Genomic DNA, 17,484 nt, shown 5'->3' on the forward strand with positions numbered 1-17,484 from the left:
GCCTGCTCGCGATAGCTACTTCACATTCATCACATCCCTACACCTTGATTGCACAATTTCTGATCAATCACCCCGCACCCCATACCCACCAAGCCCCCCAGCCTTCCGCAAACAAGTTATCCACACACCCACCCACAGCAAATGGGGGTAACTGTGGATGAACGAAAAAATAACTGACTGATTTGTGAAGAAAAATCGTGACTTATCCAGAAGCACGGTTTGCAAGGCGCACTGGTTGATTTTTGATCACATTCTTGTAAGCCACGGTCTGTATGGCCTGTAGAGGATGGCAAACACGTTATCCACAGAAGCGCCAACAGAGATCGGGGGTAACTTTGCATCTTCTGTGGAAAAGCGCTGAAGGCTGTGAAAAATCAGGCGCTACGGGTGATTTAATCGGTCAAAAGCGTAGATTGATCAGTTATTGATCAACTCTCTAAAAGCCACGTTTTATATAGCTCTCAGCGGATAGCGAACATCTTATCCACAGAAGCGCCAACAGAGATTGGGGGCAACTTATAAAGTTATCCCGCGGAAAAATCCCGTAAAAACCGTTAGTTAGGTTGATCGTTTTTTAATCGGGTGGCTGCAGGGCTTGATTAGCGTGGGGTTTGGAGAGGGGCGAACACGTTATCCACAGATCAGCTAACAGGGATTGTGGGTAAGCAGTTGCCCTCATCGGAACGCCGCCCGCCCAGCCCTCTCCCGGAGGGAGAGGGGGCCGACGGAGCCGCTTATGCGAGGTACGCCGACCTGAACGTTCAGTGTGATCTCAGGCTTGGCCAAACCAAGGTCACCGCGCAATCGCAGGTCGATGTAATTAGCCAATACCACTCGGTCGGTCCCCTCTCCCTCTGGGAGAGGGCTAGGGTGAGGGCCTTTTCAGCGAACAACACCCTCTTCAATCAGCAACTTGAGAATCGCTTCAGCACCGGCCTGTGCGGTGACGCCCTTGAGCACCTGCCCACCACCCCCACTGGCCTTGGCCGTCGCGGCCTTCATCCGGTCCGCCCCGCTCTTGGCCTTGATCACCTTCAAGCGTTTCGGCCGTGGCTTGGCCGCTTGCAAAGTGGCAACCGCGAGCAGCTCATCGTCCACCACTTCGACGTCTTCAGCCTGCAAAACACCCCGTCGCGCCGGCCCGTAGGCACTCTGCCGAGGCTTCGGCGCGGCGTTATCCACAGTCGCGAGAAACGGCAGCTTGACCTTCAACCGTCGCCGCTGTCCACGCGGCAAGGCTTGCAGCACCAGCGCCGAGCCGTCATTGATCGACTCGACCTGCGCCAGCCCAACCACCAGCGGCCAACCCAAACCTTCCGCCAACAAGAACGGCAGCATCCCCGAACCCTCGCCGGTTTCTGCCTGGCTGCCGGTCAGGACAACTTGCGCACCGGCATCGCGCAGATACGCGGTCAGCGCCGGCAGCGCATCGGCGCCAGCCGGTTGCTCCAGCACATGCATCTGTTCCAGACCCATGCCCAAGTAGGCGCGCAACGCCGGTTCCGCAACGTCGCCGGCATGCAGCACTTGCAGGTTATCCCCAGCCAATTGCAAACCGAGTTCCACCGCGCGGGCATCCTGGTCGGCGCGGCGTGGCCTGCCGGAAGTCGGGTGGGCGCCGATTGAAACCAGACTGATAACTTTCGTGTTCATAGCGTTTCCTTAAGCCGCATCGCGCTTGGCTTCGTTGCGGTAAGCCGCGACCGCCGCAATCAAGGCCTGCAGAATCTCTGCGCTCTCGCCGATCACCGACAAATCGGCGCGCTTGATCATGTCGCAACCCGGATCGAGGTTGATCGCCACCACCTTGTCGCAAGCGCCGATGCCTTGCAGGTGCTGGATCGCGCCGGAGATACCCACAGCCACATAGACCCGCGCGGTGACCCAGGTGCCGGATGCGCCGACCTGGCGATCGCGCGCCATGAAGCCATCGTCCACCGCAACCCGCGACGCACCTTCGGTAGCACCGAGCGCCGCCGCCGTTTCGTGGAACAGCTGCCAGTCCTTGACGCCGTTGCCGCCGGAGAAAATGAACTCCGCTTCGGCCATCGGAATCGCTGCCGGGTCGACCGCCACCGCGCCGAGGTCTTCGATCCGCGACAGGCTGCGCGCGACACTTGTGGATAACTCCACCGGCAACGCTTCGTGACGGGTTTCACTGACCGGCTCGGCGCATTCGGCAGCGGCCAGAATCAACCGTGCAACCGGGCGGGCAAGGTCTTGCAGCCCAGCACCAGCGCGGCCGATGCACTCCTGATCCTTGACCTGCCAGACCCGCGTGGCCGGGCGCTCGCCCAGTGCCGCCGCAAAGCGTCGACCGAGTTCGCCGCCACCGCTGCGGCTGTCCGGTAGCAGCCAGTGACGCGGGTTGAACTGGTTATCCACAGCGCGCAAACCTTGCACCCGTTGCTCCGGTGCATAACCGCTGAATTCCTCGCCTTCCAGCACCAGCAAGCGATCGACGCCTGCGCTGGCGAAAGCGTTTTCCTTGTGCTCGCCAAAGACCACCGCCAACACCGCACCGTCCTGGCCGGCGAGTTGATGGGCGAGGCCAAGCAAATCACGGTCGTGACTGCTCAAGCGGCCGCCGACCATGTCCGGCACCACGCTGATGTAGAACGCCGGGGCTGGCACTTGATGCAGCGGCAGTTGCACTTCCACAGCAGCCGAACGCTTGACCGCCCCGCCCTGTTGCGCGCCGCTGCGGTCGATACGCTTGATGCCGTTCGGGCCGATAAAACCGATGCCGTGCAGGTTTTTGCGGATGATACCGTTGGGGCCCATCCAGCTGTGTTGCGCCGGTTGCATCGCCGCGTGCAACGGGTGCAGGCGGTTACGCGCAATCCATTCGGCGCGCGGGTCGCGGCGGATAATGTCGCTCATCAGTGGGCCTCCGCAGGTTCACGTTTGGCCGGAGTAGCAGGCTTGCTCGGCGCGGCGTCTTCGAGCAACGCGTCGGCGACCAGTTCGGCGATGTCCTTGATCAGCGGACGCGGTTCGACCACACCTTCGAGCATCGCCGTGCACTGTGGACAACCCACCGCCACCAGTTCGGCACCGGTCTCGCGGATGTCTTCCATGCGCATGTCGGGAATCCGCTGTTTGCCCGGAATGTCAGTGATCGGCGCCCCGCCGCCGCCGCCGCAGCAGCGCGAGCGGAAGCCGGAACGTTGCATCTCTTTGACTTCGATACCGAGCGCACGCAGCACTTCGCGCGGCGCTTCGTATTCGCCGTTGTAGCGGCCGAGGTAGCACGGGTCGTGATAAGTCACGCTGTTGCCTTTGTGCTGACCGAGGTTCAGCGCGCCGGCCTGAATGATTTCTGCCATGTAGGTGCTGTGGTGCTGCACCAGGTAGTTGCCGTCGAACGCGCCGTACTCGTTTTTCAGCACATGGAAACTGTGCGGATCACAGGTGACGATGCGGTTGAAACTGTATTTGGCCAAGGTCTGGATATTGCGTTTGGCGAGCAACTGGAAGGTCGCCTCATCGCCCAAACGACGGGCGACGTCGCCGCTGTCACGCTCTTCGAGGCCGAGCACGGCGAAGTCGATTTTCGCCGCTTTCAGCACTTTGACGAAGGCGCGCAGGGTGCGCTGGTTGCGCATGTCGAAGGCGCCGTCGCCGACCCAGAACAGCACGTCGGTGGATTTCTTTTCGCTGAGCAGGTTGAGGTTCAAATCCGCCGCCCAGTTCATCCGCCCGCCCGGGGCAAAACCGCCAGGATTGTCGGTGGCGATCAGGTTTTCGAGGACTTCGGCGCCCTTGTTCGGCGTCGCGCCTTTTTCCAGGGTCAGGTGACGGCGCATGTCGACGATGGCATCGACGTGCTCGATCATCATCGGGCATTCCTCGACGCAGGCGCGGCAGGTGGTGCACGACCAGAGGGTTTCGGCATCGACCAAGCCGTTGACGATCGGTTGATGTGGATTACCGCTATGTTCGCCTACAGGTTTACCCGGATACGGGCTGCCGGCGAACTTGGCATCGGTACCGCCAGCGAGGCCGACGACCATGTCCTGAATCAGTTTTTTCGGGTTCAGCGGCTGGCCGGCGGCGAACGCCGGGCACGCCGCTTCGCACTTACCGCACTGTACGCAGGCGTCGAAACCGAGCAACTGGTTCCAAGTGAAATCCTTGGGTTTTTCCACACCTAACGGCGCTGAGGGATCATTGAGATCCAGCGGTTTAAGGCCGGTGGAACGACCGCCGCCAAAACGTTCGGCGCGACGGTGCCAGGCCAGGTGTAACGCGCCGGCAAAGGCGTGTTTCATCGGCCCGCCCCAGGTCATGCCGAAAAACAGTTCCGACACGCCCCACAGCACACCGATCCCGAGGATCGCCGCGAGCACCCAGCCACCGAAGTTCTCGGGCAGAATCCCGGCCACCGGCAAGGTCAGCAGAAAGAACGACACCGAGAACGCCAACAGGCTTTTCGGCAGGCGCATCCACGGGCCTTTCGACAGCCGCGCCGGCGGGTTGCGCCGACGCAGGTAAACGAAAATCGCACCAACAAACATCACTGCCGTCATCAGCAGCAAGGCGTAACCGAGTATGCGGTTATGCAGGCCGAAACCGTGCACCAGCAGCGCCAGCACAATCGACGCCACCGCGCCGCCCGCTGTAGCGACGTGGGTGTTGGCGATGTATTTGTCCCGCGCCACCACGTGGTGCAAGTCGACCATGTAGCGCTTGGGCATGGCCAACAGGCCGCCGATCAGATCGACCTTCGAGGCCCGGCCCCGGCGCCACATCGCTACCCGCCGCAACGCGCCGAGGACACCAAGGCTCAGAGCTGCGAACAACAGGATTGGAAGAAGGGTGTTCAACATGGTGAAGCTCCCACCAGTACAACCTGGAGAAACACGATCCGCTTTACTGTGGGAGCGAGCCTGCTCGCGAAAGCGGTGAATCAGTCAGCTCATCGCTCACTGACAGATTGCATTCGCGAGCAGGCTCGCTCCCACAGGGTTTGGTGCAAGTCCTTAGAAATCCTTGCAGAGCCGCAGGGCGTCATAGATCGCGGCGTGGGTGTTGCGCTGCGCCACGCAGTCGCCGATGCGGAACAGCAAGTAGCCGTCGCCCGTCTCGCTCAGCGATGGCTGCGGCTGGATCGCGAACAACGCTTCGACGTCGATCTGCCCCTTGTTGCGCGAACCCTCTTTGAGCGCGTAGTAGATTTCCTCATCCGGCCGCACGCCGTTTTCAACCACCACTTGATCGACCACCCGCTCCTCTTTGGCGCCGGTGTATTCGTTCTCCAGCACCGCGACCAGTTTGTCGCCCTCGCGGTAGACCTTCTCCAGCATCATGTCGCCGGTCATGATCACTTCTTTCGGGTACATGCTGCGGTAGTAGGTCGGGAACGACGTACCGCCGATGGCCACGCCCGGTTTGATGTCGTCGGTGACGATCTCGACCTGGCTGCCCTTGTCGGCGAGGAAGTCGGCCACCGACATCCCGGTGAACTCGCAAATCGTGTCGTAGACCAGCACGTTCTTGCCCGGTGCGACCTTGCCGTCGAGCACGTCCCAGCTGCTGACCACCAGCCCTTCGGCGGCGCCCCAGTGTTCGTTCTGTTCCAGATACGGATGCCCGCCGACCGCCAGCACCACCACGTCCGGACGCAAGTCCATGATGGTCTCGGCATCGGCCGCGGTGCCCAGGCGCAGATCGACTTTCAGCCGCGCCAGTTCCAGCTGGAACCAGCGGGTGATGCCGGCGATCTGATCGCGCTGCGGCGCTTTCGACGCGGTGGTGATCTGCCCGCCGATGAATTCTTTCTTCTCGAAAAGGGTCACGTCGTGGCCACGCTCGGCAGCAACACGTGCCGCTTCCATCCCGGCCGGGCCGGCACCGACCACAACGACTTTGCGTTTCGGTCCGGTGGATTTCTCGATGATGTGCGGCACGCCCATGTATTCACGGGACGTCGCGGCGTTCTGGATGCATAGCACGTCGAGGCCTTGATACTGGCGGTCGATGCAATAGTTGGCGCCGACGCACTGTTTGATCTGGTCGATCTGGCCCATCTTGATCTTGGCGATCAGGTGCGGGTCGGCGATGTGCGCGCGGGTCATGCCGACCATGTCGACGTAACCGCCTTCAAGAATACGCGTGGCCTGGTTCGGGTCCTTGATGTTCTGTGCGTGCAGCACCGGCACCTTGACCACTTCCTTGATCCCGGCGGCCAGATGCAGGAACGGCTCCGGTGGATAACTCATGTTCGGAATCACGTTGGCCAGGGTGTTGTGGGTGTCACAACCCGAGCCGACGACGCCGATGAAATCGAGCATGCCGGTGTCGTCGTAATACTTGGCGATCTGCTTCATGTCCTCGTGGGACAAACCGTCCGGGTGGAACTCGTCACCGCACAGACGCATGCCCACGCAGAAGTCATCACCGACCTCGGCGCGCACGGCTTTCAGTACTTCCAGGCCGAACTTCATCCGGCCTTCGAAGGTGCCGCCCCATTCGTCGGTACGCTTGTTGACTCGCGGGCTCCAGAACTGGTCGATCATGTGCTGGTGCACCGCCGACAGTTCTACGCCGTCGAGGCCACCGGCCTTGGCCCGGCGCGCGGCCTGGGCGTAGTTGCCGATCACCCGCCAGATTTCTTCCGGCTCGATGGTTTTGCAAGTGGCGCGGTGTACCGGTTCACGGATGCCCGAGGGCGACATCAGCGTCGGCCAGTTGAAGCCGTCCCAGCGCGAGCGCCGGCCCATGTGGGTAATCTGAATCATGATCTTGGCGCCATGCTTGTGCATGGCGTCGGCCAGATTCTGGAAGTGCGGAATGATCCGGTCAGTGGACAGGTTGACCGAACTCCACCATTCCTGCGGGCTGTCGACGGCGACCACGGAAGAACCACCACAGATCGCCAGGCCGATGCCGCCCTTGGCTTTCTCTTCGTAATACTTGACGTAGCGGTCGGTGGTCATGCCACCGTCCGTCGCGTAGACCTCGGCGTGCGCGGTGCTGAGCACGCGGTTGCGGATGGTCAGTTTGCCGATCTGGATCGGCTGGAACATTGCTTCGAAAGCCATGGCGGGTTCCTCGACTTACAACGGCTTGACGGTGAACAGGCCGTCGTCGTGGCCTTCTTCGGAGCCACCGTAAACTTGCTCGGCAACCGTGCGAATCTTGCTGCCGCGCGCCTCAAGAATCTGATCCATGGCCCCGGCAAACCAACCGGTGAACATGTAATCGACCTTGCGCCCGACCTTGCCGTAGACGTAGACGAACGCCGAGTGCTCGAGCTTGACGCTGGCGGTGCCTTTGTCGAGGTCGATGTCCTGGATCTTGAACAGGCCCCAGCCGCGTTGCGACAGGCGTTTCATGTAGTGCTCGAACACCGCGACGCCTTCCAGGCCGTGGCATTCGGCTTCTTTCTCGCACCAGTGCCAGGCGGATTTGTAGCCGGCCTTGTAGAGGATCTCGGCATAGGCGTCAGCACCCAAAACTTCCTCGATGCCCATGTGGTTATTCACGAAGAAGTGACGCGGCACGTAGAGCATTGGCAGGGCGTCGGAGGTCCAGACACCGGTCTCGCTGTCGACTTCGATTGGCAATTGCGGGGCGATCTTGGCCATGGAAACTTAACTCCAGAAAAAATAGTGGATTCAGTGCTGACCGCTGCCCTCACCCCAGCCCTCTCCCACAGGAGAGGGGGCAGTTCGGCGGCGGTCTTGAGTCAGCGTTATTCGCCCCAGACGTCTTTCAAGACGTTGACCCAGTTTTCGCCCATGATCTTGCGCACCACGCGCTCGGAATGGCCGCGCTTGAGCAGGGTTTCGGTCAGGTTCGGGAACTCGCCGACGGTGCGGATGCCCAGCGGATTGATGATCTTGCCGAAGCTGGTCAGACGGCGGGCGTAGCCCTTGTCGTGGGTCAGGTATTCGAAGAAGTCCTGACCGTGACCCTGGGTGAAGTCGGTGCCGATGCCGATGGCGTCTTCGCCGACGATGTTCATGGTGTATTCGATCGCCTCGGCGTAGTCGTCGATGGTCGAATCGATGCCTTTGGCGAGGAACGGCGCGAACATGGTCACACCGACAAAACCGCCGTGGTCGGCAATGAACTTCAGTTCTGCATCGGATTTGTTGCGCGGGTGCTCTTTGAGACCCGACGGCAGGCAGTGGGAATAGCAGACCGGTTTTTTCGATTCGAGGATGACTTCTTCAGAAGTCTTGGAACCGACGTGGGACAGATCGCACATGACGCCGACGCGGTTCATCTCGGCAACGATTTCGCGACCGAAACCCGACAGGCCGCCGTCACGCTCGTAGCAACCGGTGCCGACCAGATTCTGGGTGTTGTAGCACATCTGCACGATGCCGACGCCGAGCTGCTTGAACACCTCGACATAGCCGATCTGGTCTTCAAACGCGTGGGCATTCTGGAAGCCGAAGAGGATGCCGGTCTTGCCCTGCTCCTTGGCGCGACGGATGTCAGCGGTGGTGCGCACCGGCATCACCAGGTCGCTGTTTTCGCGGATCAGCTTCTGGCTGGCAGCAATATTGTTCACGGTCGCCTGAAAGCCTTCCCACACCGACACAGTGCAGTTGGCTGCCGTCAGACCGCCCTTGCGCATGTCTTCGAACAGCTCGCGGTTCCATTTGGCAATGATCAGACCGTCGATAACGATGCTGTCGGCGTGTAATTCGGCTGGGCTCATCAGGCGTCCCCTTATTGGCGATTCATGCGCCGAATCGTCTGCCGGCGCTTTGGGGCCAGCATATGCCTCGGTGCCGGGGCGACCGGGTGCAAAAACGACAGGGGAATTGCCGAAAGCGTCAATCCGCGACAAAGGGTCGCCAGACGCTCCGATCAGCTACCTGTTCAAGCCCGCAAGCTTGAGCCAGAATCTCCGGCATCTTGGAAACACCACTGGATTAGAGCGGCGACAACAATGAAATCGATCTTCCTGGCTTTGGCTTTGCTTGCGACCGGCGTACACGCCGCCGAAGAATCCGACAACAACCCCTGCGACGCCGTCGAAAACGACGTCCAGACCCTGGAATGCTCGACCTACAGCCGCAGCACCGCCGAAGACCTGCTCAAGGACAACTACGCCAGCCTGACCGAACGCATGCAGACCGCGTACGGCAAAAACGCCACGCAACTGGCGGACATTACCGCCAAGATCAAGACGGCTCAGCAGCAATGGCTGAAGACGCGGGATGCCGATTGCGCGGTGGAAGCGTTCCCGGCGACGGCGGGCAGCAAGGCCTTCACAATTGCGCAGAATGACTGCGTGGCGCGGATGAGTGATGAACGGTCGGAGTTTTTGGAGTCGATTGGGCAGGAGTGATCCTGACCACTCGTAACATGCCGTCAATTCTTGTTGATTGGCCTTGGGAGAAATATAAGCAAAGATTCTGAAATCTTATAAAAGACTTATATTTCTCCGAATATGAAGTTATCCACAGATATCCAGATCATCAACGACGCCGAGGGCAACCCCGCCTTCGTGGTCATTCCCTATGCGCAATACGTCGCGCAGAAAATGCAGCCCGATCTGATTCCCCATGAAGTGGTCAGTCGGATGGTCGACGGAGCGACACCGATCCGTGCCTGGCGCGAATACCTAAACCTGACTCAGGAAGAAGTCGCCAAACGCATGGGCATTTCGCAACCGGCGTTTGCCCAGCAAGAAACAGTCGCCAAACCTCGCAAAGCTACGCGTGACAAAATTGCATCGGCGTTCGGCATCACCGCCAATCAGCTAGAGCTGTAAGCTTGCCCTCTTCACTTCAAGGAATTCCCCATGAACATCTGCGGCATCGAAATCAAAGGCAGCGAAGCGATCATCGCCGTGGCCGCTCTCGACGGTTCGGCGTTGAGCCACATTCCCCTTGCCACCAAGAAGATCGCCCTCGAAGACGATGACGAAGCGGCAAACGTTAAGCTCTTTGCGGCGCAGGTGGCGTCGTTTGTGCGGGAGAATTCGGTTGACCGGATTGCGATCAAGAAGCGCAGCAAGAAAGGTGAGTTTGCCGGTGGGCCGACGACGTTCAAGATTGAAGGAATTTTGCAGTTGCTGGATGGTTGTGAGGTGACGTTGTTGTCGCCGCAGACGATCAATGCGCAGGCGAAGAAGCACAATTTCGAGCTGCCGGGGACGCTGAACAAGTATCAGCATGAGGCTTATAAAGCGGCGTGTTCGGCGTTGCTGAAGAAGTAACCCGATCAAACTGTAGGAGTGAGCCTGCTCGCGATGACGAAGTGTCAGTCGACATCAGTGTTGTCTGACTTACCGCTATCGCGAGCAGGCTCACTCCTACAGGGGTTTTGGGTGCATCCATTCAGGCTTGGGCGGTACGCCGGTCTTCGCGGGGGCAGCGAGCGAAGCGTGCACGGTAGCTGCGGGTGAAATACGACGGTGATTCGAAGCCGCAGGCGATGCTCACTTCGAGCACGCTCATGTCGGTCTGGCGCAGTAGCTGCCGGGCCTTTTCCAGTCGCAAGCGCAGGTAGAAGTTGCTCGGCGTGTCGTTCAGATGCAGCCGAAACAAGCGCTCCAGTTGCCGTCGCGTCACTTTGATCGATTCCGCCAGTTGCAGCGTGGTCAGCGGCGGTTCGCTGTGCTGCTCCATCTCGCCGATCACTTGCACCAATTTCTTGTTGTTGATGCCGTAACGCGTGGCGACTTCCATGCGCTGGTGGTCTTTGCGTGGACGAATGCGCCCCAGCACAAACTGCTCGCTGACCTGAATCGCCAGTTGCGGGCCGTGGGCCTGGGCGATCAGATCGAGCATTAAATCGATGGAAGCCGTGCCGCCGGCCGAGGTGATGCGCCGCCGGTCGATCTCGAACAATTCCTGGGTGACGCTGAGTTGTGGATAAGATTCCCTGAACGCATCGATGGCTTCCCAGTGCAGGGTCAGGCGATGACCGTCAAGCAGGCCCGCTTCAGCAAGGACAAAGCTGCCGGTGTCGATGGCACCGAGGGTTACGCCTTCGTTATCCAGCCGCCGCAACCAGTGTTCAAGGGTTGGCGTGGCGAACTTCAGCGGTTCAAACCCGGCCACCACCAACAACGTCGCGCCTTTCTTCAACGGCTCCAGCGCCGCGTCGGCGTTGACCGACATGCCGTTGCTCGCCAGCACCGCGCCGCCGTCGGCACTCAACACATGCCAGCGATACAACTCGCCACGGAAGCGGTTGGCCACGCGCAGCGGTTCGATCGCGGAAATAAAGCCAATGGCGGAGAACCCCGGCATCAGCAAAAAGTAGAAATCCTGGGACATGTGCGCACTCGATTCGCGGGTAACGAGAGGGAGGGGAGCGTGGCTCGTTGATACGCCGATTGTCGTCAGCGTTCAAGCGCACAGGTCGCTACAGTGCAAATGCCAGTCGCCGCAGTGCGCTTTCATGGGCGTATAGCTGCGTAACTTTGCATCACCGGCACGACAGATGCCGGAACTCACAATAAACGACCTGCCGAGGAACCCGACATGAAACGACTGATCAGCAGCTGTGTTCTCGCACTCAGCGGTACCGCTTTCTTCAGCGCCAGCGTCATGGCGGCCGAACCCGCCTCGTGCCAGAACGTGCGCATGGGCGTGGTCAACTGGACCGACGTGATCGCCACCAGTGCCATGACCCAGGTCCTGCTCGACGGCCTCGGCTACAACACCAAACAAACCAGCGCCTCCCAGCAAATCATCTTCGCCGGGATCCGCGATCAGCGCCTGGACCTGTTCCTCGGTTACTGGAACCCGTTGATGACGCAGACCATCACGCCGTTTGTCGACGCCAATCAGGTCAAAGTCCTCGAAGCGCCAATCCTGAAAGATGCCCGTGCAACCCTCGCCGTGCCGACTTATCTGGCCGACAAGGGCCTGAAGACCTTCGCCGACATCGCCAGGTTTGAAAAAGAACTGGGCGGCAAGATCTACGGCATCGAGCCGGGCTCGGGCGCCAACACGCAGATCAAGGCAATGATCGCCAAGAACCAGTTCGGCCTCGGCAAATTCCAGCTGGTCGAGTCCAGCGAAGCCGGGATGCTCGCCGCCGTCGACCGCGCTGTGCGCCGCAAAGAGGCCGTGGTGTTCTTTGGCTGGGCGCCGCACCCGATGAACGTCAACGTGCAGATGACGTATCTGACCGGCAGCGACGACGCCCTCGGCCCGAACGAAGGCATGGCCACGGTGTGGACGGTCACCGCGCCGAAATACGCCGAGCAGTGCCCGAACATCGGTCGCCTGCTGACCAACCTGACGTTCACCGCCGAAGACGAGAGCCGGATGATGCAGCCGCTGCTCGACCACAAGGACGCCTTTGAATCCGCCAGGCAATGGCTCAAGGATCACCCTGAAGACAAGCAGCGCTGGCTGGAAGGTGTGACCACGTTCGATGGCAAACCGGCTGCTGAAAACCTGCAGCTGACCAGCAAATAACCCTCTCATTTAAAAGCCCCTCACCCTAGCCCTCTCCCAAGGGGAGAGGGAACCGGACGAAGCTTCGCAGCCCCGAAAAAGGCTGCGGACAGACCCATCACGCCTGAAGGAAACCGCACCATGAACCACGACGTCATCATCACCTGCGCACTCACCGGTGCTGGCGACACGACCGCCAAGAGCCCGCATGTGCCGGTCACCCCGAAACAGATCGCAGCAGCCGCCGTTGAAGCGGCCAAGGCTGGCGCCACCGTCGTGCACTGCCACGTGCGTGATCCGCAGACCGGCAAGTTCAGCCGTGACGTGGCGCTGTACCGCGAAGTGATGGAGCGCATCCGCGAGGCGGACGTCGACATCATCGTCAACCTGACGGCCGGCATGGGCGGCGACCTGGAAATCGGCGCCGGCGAGAACCCGATGGAGTTCGGCCCGAACACCGATCTGGTCGGCCCGCTGACTCGTCTCGCCCACGTTGAAGCGCTATTGCCGGAAATCTGCACTCTCGATTGCGGCACGCTGAACTTCGGCGACGGCGACACCATTTACGTCTCCACCCCGGCGCAATTGCGGGCCGGCGCCAAGCGCATCACCGAGCTGGGCGTGAAGGCCGAGCTGGAGATTTTCGACACCGGGCACCTGTGGTTCGCCAAGCAGATGATCAAGGAAGGCTTGCTGGATAACCCGTTGTTCCAGTTGTGCCTGGGTATTCCGTGGGGCGCGCCGGCGGATACCACCACGATGAAAGCCATGGTCGATAACTTGCCGGCCGATGCGGTGTGGGCCGGGTTTGGCATTGGCCGCATGCAGATGCCGATGGCCGCGCAAGCGGTATTGCTCGGCGGCAACGTACGGGTCGGGCTGGAAGACAACCTGTGGCTGGACAAAGGCGTGCTGGCGACCAATGGCCAATTAGTGGAGCGCGCCAGCGAAATCCTCAGCCGCCTCGGCGCCCGGGTGCTCACGCCTGCCGAAGGCCGCAAAAAAATGGGCCTGACCCAGCGTGGTTAAACCATCACTCATTTCCCCTGTGGGAGCGAGCCTGCTCGCGAAGAGGCCCGTACATCCGAAGCATCTTCATCAGCAGAGCCACCGCTTTCGCGAGCAGGCTCGCTCCCACAGTTGATCGCCGAACTATTCAGGAAATCACCATGAGCTTTATCACCGAAATCAAAACCTTCGCCGCGCTGGGCAGCGGTGTCATCGGCAGTGGCTGGGTCGCCCGCGCCCTCGCCCATGGCCTGGATGTGATCGCCTGGGACCCGGCACCCGGCGCCGAAGCGGCACTGCGCAAACGCGTGGCCAACGCCTGGGGTGCGCTGGAGAAAAACGGTCTGGCGCCGGGTGCTTCGCAGGATCGTCTGCGCTTTGTCGCGACCATCGAGGAGTGCGTACGCGATGCCGACTTCATTCAGGAAAGCGCCCCGGAACGTCTCGAATTGAAGCTCGATCTGCACAGCAAAATCAGCGCCGCGGCCAAGCCGAATGCGTTGATCGGCTCGAGCACTTCGGGCCTGTTGCCGAGTGAGTTCTACGAGAGCTCGACGCACCCGGAGCGCTGCGTGGTAGGCCACCCGTTCAACCCGGTCTATCTGCTGCCGTTGGTCGAAGTCGTGGGCGGCAAGAACACTGCGCCGGAAGCCGTGCAAGCGGCGATGAAAGTCTACGAATCCCTCGGCATGCGCCCGTTGCATGTGCGCAAGGAAGTGCCCGGATTTATCGCCGACCGCTTGCTTGAAGCGTTGTGGCGAGAGGCGCTGCACCTGGTCAATGACGGTGTCGCGACCACTGGCGAGATCGATGATGCGATCCGTTTTGGCGCCGGGTTGCGCTGGTCGTTCATGGGTACGTTCCTGACTTACACCCTGGCCGGTGGTGATGCGGGCATGCGCCACTTCATGTCGCAATTCGGCCCGGCGTTGCAGTTGCCGTGGACCTATCTGCCGGCACCGGAGCTGACGGAGAAGTTGATTGATGATGTGGTTGATGGCACCAGTGATCAGCTTGGTCGTCACAGTATTTCGGCGCTGGAGCGCTATCGTGATGATTGCTTGCTGGCAGTGCTGGAGGCGGTGAAGACCACCAAGGAAAAGCATGGGATGAGTTTCAGCGAGTGATGTGTCTGGCATGACATCGCTGCCCTCACCCTAACCCTCTCCCGGAGGGAGAGGGGACTGACCGTGTTGATTGTTCGAGTTACGCCGACTTGCACCACCGAGCCGAACTCAAGTTTTGAAAGGCCTCCGATCTGCTCCCTTTCCCCCTCTGCCCCCTGAGGGAGAGGGGACTGACCGTGTTGATTGTTCGAGTTACGCCGACTTGCACCACCGAGCCGAACTCAAGTTTTGAAAGGCCTCCGATCTGCTCCCTTTCCCCCTCTGCCCTCTGAGGGAGAGGGGACTGACCGTGTTGATTGTTCGAGCTACGCCGACTTGCACCACCGAGCCGAACTCGAGTTTTGAAAGGCACCCGATCTGCTCCCTTTCCCCCTCTGCCCCCTGAGGGAGAGGGGACTGACCGTGTTGATTGTTCGAGTTACGCCGACTTGCACCACCGAGCCGAACTCGAGTTTTGAAAGGCCCCCGATCTGCTCCCTTTCCCCCTCTCCCCTTGGGGAGAGGGCTGGGGTGAGGGGGTAGCTTTTGATCTTGAAAACCACCTAACTGCCGGAACCCAAACCATGCCCCAGCTCACCACCTACCAAACCCGAATCATCCCCGACTGGGTCGACTACAACGGCCACCTGCGGGACGCCTTCTACCTGCTGATTTTCAGCTACGCCACCGACGCCCTGATGGACCGCCTCGGTATGGACAGCAGCAACCGCGAAGCCAGCGGCCACTCCCTGTTCACCCTCGAACTGCACCTCAACTACCTGCACGAAGTGAAGCTCGACACCGAGGTCGAAGTGCACACGCAAATCATCGCCCACGACAGCAAACGCCTGCACCTCTATCACAGCCTGCACAAGGTCGGTGACGAACAGGAACTGGCCGGCAACGAACAGATGCTGTTGCACGTCGACCTCGCAGGCCCACGTTCGGCGCCGTTCAGCCCGGACACGTTGAGCCGCCTGCAAAGCATCGTCGCCGAGCAAAACGACCTGCCCGCTCCCGCTTACATCGGCCGCGTTATCGCGCTGCCGCCTGCAAGGTAAATCCATCGATCGCAAGGAGCCGCCATGAACACCGCTGCCGCTGTTGCCGATTTCCGTACTTATCCGTTGATCAGCGCGCTCGCTGGCGTGCAGAACCTGGCGGATCGCGTTGCCATTGAGTGGGCTGATGGTCGCATCAGCCCGTTCCACCATGTCTGGTTGCGCGACAACTGCCCGTGTGAACGTTGCGTTTACAACGTTACCCGTGAGCAGGTTTTCGAGACTGTCGATGCTGCTGATGATCTGAAACCGATAGCCGCGCATATCGATACCGACGGCTGTCTGCGCATCGACTGGCAGGACGGCCACCTCAGCCGTTTCGATCCGGGCTGGTTGCGCGCTCATGCCTATGACGATGAATCACGCGCCGAACGCCTGGCCAGCAAACCCAAGCCTTATCTGTGGCGCAGCGATTTGCAGTTGCCAGTGTTCGACTATTCGGAGCTGATGAACGACAACGCCGCGCTGCTGCAATGGCTGCTCGCCGTGCGCGACATCGGCCTGACGCAAGTGCGCGGCGTACCCACCGAACCCGGTTCGCTGAAGCTCATCGCGCAACGTATTTCCTTTATCCGCGAGAGCAACTTCGGTGTGCTGTTCAACGTGCAATCCAGGGCCGACGCCGACAGTAACGCCTACACTGCTTTCAACCTGCCGTTGCACACCGACCTGCCCACCCGCGAGCTGCAACCGGGGCTGCAACTTCTGCATTGCCTGGTGAATGACGCCGAGGGTGGCGAGAGTATTTTTGTCGATGGTTTTGCGATTGCCGATGCGTTGCGCAGTGAGGATCCGGCAGCGTTTCAGGCGCTGTGTGAAATCCCCGTGGAGTTTCGCAACAAGGATCGCCACAGCGACTATCGCTGCCTGGCGCCGATCATTGCTGTGGATCCGTTGGGGCGCGTGGCGGAAATTCGCATGGCGAACTTTCTGCGTGGGGCGTTTGATACCTCTGTGGAGCAGATGCCGCAGTTGTATCGGGCGTATCGGCGGTTTATTGCGATGACTCGCGAGCCACGGTTTAGGCTGATGCAACGGCTCAATCCCGGTGAGCTGTGGTGCTTCGATAATCGCCGCACGCTGCATGCGCGCAATGCCTTTGATCCAGCCACGGGGGCGCGGCATTTCCAGGGCTGCTATATCGACAGAGATGAATTGTTGTCGCGGATTCTGGTGTTGCAACGCTAGACCGCGTCAGCGTTCTTCGTCGGAACGCCGCCCGGAGACAGACTCGCTCCCACATTTAATCGCATTCCCATGAATGAACGCGGTCACCTGTGGGAGCGAGCCTGCTCGCGAAGGCGTCAGCGGAAACAACAAATCTCTGACTGATTCACAGCAAAAAAAAGCCCCGATACAAGCCGTGACAGGATCGGGGCAGAGGGTACTGTTGAGGAGCTGCCGTGCGAGGGTGACCAAACCTTCGTGTTGCGAGCTGAGCTCAGTGTGCCCACTCCCTTGAGCGGCGAGTTAGCCGAAAACGACCTGTTCATAGTCGTCGCAGCCACTGCGACAAATCGCCCTTGCCGTGCCCCGGCATGGCTACCAGAATCGAGCCACGACCTCCGTTACCGAAGAAGGATGCGCGTCATGATGTATGCCGATTTGATCGATCAGGAAGATTTGTTGGGCCAGCTCAAGGCGTTGGGTATTCAAGTACCCAGCGGCACTACCGCCGATCAGGCTTGCGAGTGCGCGGTGCGCGGTCTGGATAATGTTCGCGCGTTTGAACTGCGCAAGATGGTCAAGGACATATACACCAGCGGCGCCAGCATTCAGCCGGCGGTGCGTCAGGCGATCGACAAACAGTTGTTGCCGGCATTGGCGGACTATCAGCAAAGCCATAGCGCCTGATAAATCCATTCGCGAGCAGGCTCGCTCCCACATTGGAATGCATTCCTACTGTGGGAGCGAGCCTGCTCGCGA

The 17,484-nt window shown here is 60.4% G+C and carries 16 protein-coding genes; 9 read left to right on the forward strand and 7 right to left on the reverse strand.

The window, feature by feature from the left end; translation table 11 throughout:
* Positions 1 to 882: 882 nt before the first annotated feature.
* The 6 genes from etfB to VY732_RS27385 all read right to left on the reverse strand — a co-directional run bounded on the left by etfB (position 883) and on the right by VY732_RS27385 (position 8,677).
* Entirely contained in the window at positions 883 to 1,653 is a 771-nt protein-coding gene (gene etfB, locus VY732_RS27360) for an electron transfer flavoprotein subunit beta (protein WP_077574827.1), read from the reverse strand.
* 9 nt (positions 1,654 to 1,662) lie between these two features.
* Positions 1,663 to 2,883 (reverse strand): electron transfer flavoprotein subunit alpha, encoded by a 1,221-nt coding sequence (gene etfA, locus VY732_RS27365; protein ID WP_331692783.1) that lies wholly within the window; start codon positions 2,881 to 2,883, stop codon positions 1,663 to 1,665.
* The gene (dgcB, locus tag VY732_RS27370; RefSeq protein ID WP_331692785.1) at positions 2,883 to 4,832 is read right to left on the reverse strand and encodes a dimethylglycine demethylation protein DgcB; all 1,950 of its coding nucleotides are present in this window, start codon (positions 4,830 to 4,832) and stop codon (positions 2,883 to 2,885) included. The genes etfA and dgcB overlap by 1 nt, the downstream gene beginning before the upstream one ends.
* A gap of 153 nt (positions 4,833 to 4,985) precedes the next feature.
* Positions 4,986 to 7,046 (reverse strand): dimethylglycine demethylation protein DgcA, encoded by a 2,061-nt coding sequence (gene dgcA / locus VY732_RS27375; RefSeq protein ID WP_331692786.1) that lies wholly within the window; start codon positions 7,044 to 7,046, stop codon positions 4,986 to 4,988.
* 15 nt (positions 7,047 to 7,061) lie between these two features.
* Positions 7,062 to 7,592: a DUF5943 domain-containing protein gene (locus VY732_RS27380; RefSeq protein ID WP_005792152.1), complete on the reverse strand. Its 531-nt coding sequence runs from the start codon at positions 7,590 to 7,592 to the stop codon at positions 7,062 to 7,064.
* A gap of 107 nt (positions 7,593 to 7,699) precedes the next feature.
* Positions 7,700 to 8,677: a dipeptidase gene (locus VY732_RS27385; RefSeq protein WP_007962626.1), complete on the reverse strand. Its 978-nt coding sequence runs from the start codon at positions 8,675 to 8,677 to the stop codon at positions 7,700 to 7,702.
* A gap of 234 nt (positions 8,678 to 8,911) precedes the next feature.
* Between VY732_RS27385 and VY732_RS27390 the strand changes: the two genes are divergently transcribed.
* From VY732_RS27390 to VY732_RS27400, 3 genes are all read left to right on the forward strand, one after another.
* Positions 8,912 to 9,313: a lysozyme inhibitor LprI family protein gene (locus VY732_RS27390; protein ID WP_034153591.1), complete on the forward strand. Its 402-nt coding sequence runs from the start codon at positions 8,912 to 8,914 to the stop codon at positions 9,311 to 9,313.
* Positions 9,314 to 9,415: 102 nt separating this feature from the next.
* The gene (locus tag VY732_RS27395; protein WP_137217400.1) at positions 9,416 to 9,739 is read left to right on the forward strand and encodes a helix-turn-helix domain-containing protein; all 324 of its coding nucleotides are present in this window, start codon (positions 9,416 to 9,418) and stop codon (positions 9,737 to 9,739) included.
* 30 nt (positions 9,740 to 9,769) lie between these two features.
* Positions 9,770 to 10,186 (forward strand): DUF3010 family protein, encoded by a 417-nt coding sequence (locus VY732_RS27400; RefSeq protein ID WP_331692796.1) that lies wholly within the window; start codon positions 9,770 to 9,772, stop codon positions 10,184 to 10,186.
* 121 nt (positions 10,187 to 10,307) lie between these two features.
* Here VY732_RS27400 and VY732_RS27405 read toward each other — a convergent pair whose 3' ends face one another.
* Positions 10,308 to 11,252, reverse strand: coding sequence for a GlxA family transcriptional regulator (locus tag VY732_RS27405; RefSeq protein ID WP_331692797.1), 945 nt, complete (start codon positions 11,250 to 11,252; stop codon positions 10,308 to 10,310).
* Positions 11,253 to 11,459: 207 nt separating this feature from the next.
* Between VY732_RS27405 and VY732_RS27410 the strand changes: the two genes are divergently transcribed.
* The 6 genes from VY732_RS27410 to VY732_RS27435 all read left to right on the forward strand — a co-directional run bounded on the left by VY732_RS27410 (position 11,460) and on the right by VY732_RS27435 (position 17,412).
* Entirely contained in the window at positions 11,460 to 12,404 is a 945-nt protein-coding gene (locus VY732_RS27410; RefSeq protein ID WP_331692799.1) for a choline ABC transporter substrate-binding protein, read from the forward strand.
* A gap of 120 nt (positions 12,405 to 12,524) precedes the next feature.
* Complete coding sequence (locus VY732_RS27415) at positions 12,525 to 13,412, forward strand: 3-keto-5-aminohexanoate cleavage protein (protein ID WP_008083182.1); 888 nt, start codon at positions 12,525 to 12,527, stop codon at positions 13,410 to 13,412.
* Between the two features lie 140 nt (positions 13,413 to 13,552).
* The gene (locus VY732_RS27420) at positions 13,553 to 14,518 is read left to right on the forward strand and encodes an L-carnitine dehydrogenase (protein WP_137217402.1); all 966 of its coding nucleotides are present in this window, start codon (positions 13,553 to 13,555) and stop codon (positions 14,516 to 14,518) included.
* 563 nt (positions 14,519 to 15,081) lie between these two features.
* Positions 15,082 to 15,558, forward strand: a complete 477-nt coding sequence (locus VY732_RS27425; RefSeq protein ID WP_331692800.1) for a thioesterase family protein — start codon at positions 15,082 to 15,084, stop codon at positions 15,556 to 15,558.
* A 24-nt stretch (positions 15,559 to 15,582) separates the two neighbouring features.
* Entirely contained in the window at positions 15,583 to 16,746 is a 1,164-nt protein-coding gene (locus tag VY732_RS27430) for a gamma-butyrobetaine dioxygenase (RefSeq protein ID WP_331692802.1), read from the forward strand.
* A gap of 402 nt (positions 16,747 to 17,148) precedes the next feature.
* Positions 17,149 to 17,412 carry a hypothetical protein gene (locus VY732_RS27435; protein WP_331692804.1) on the forward strand — a complete coding sequence of 88 codons (264 nt, stop codon included), beginning with the start codon at positions 17,149 to 17,151 and terminating at the stop codon, positions 17,410 to 17,412.
* Positions 17,413 to 17,484 lie beyond the last annotated feature (72 nt).

The organism is Pseudomonas sp. ZY71 (assembly GCF_036542145.1).
In the GTDB taxonomy this organism is placed as follows: Bacteria; Pseudomonadota; Gammaproteobacteria; order Pseudomonadales; family Pseudomonadaceae; genus Aquipseudomonas; species Aquipseudomonas koreensis_A.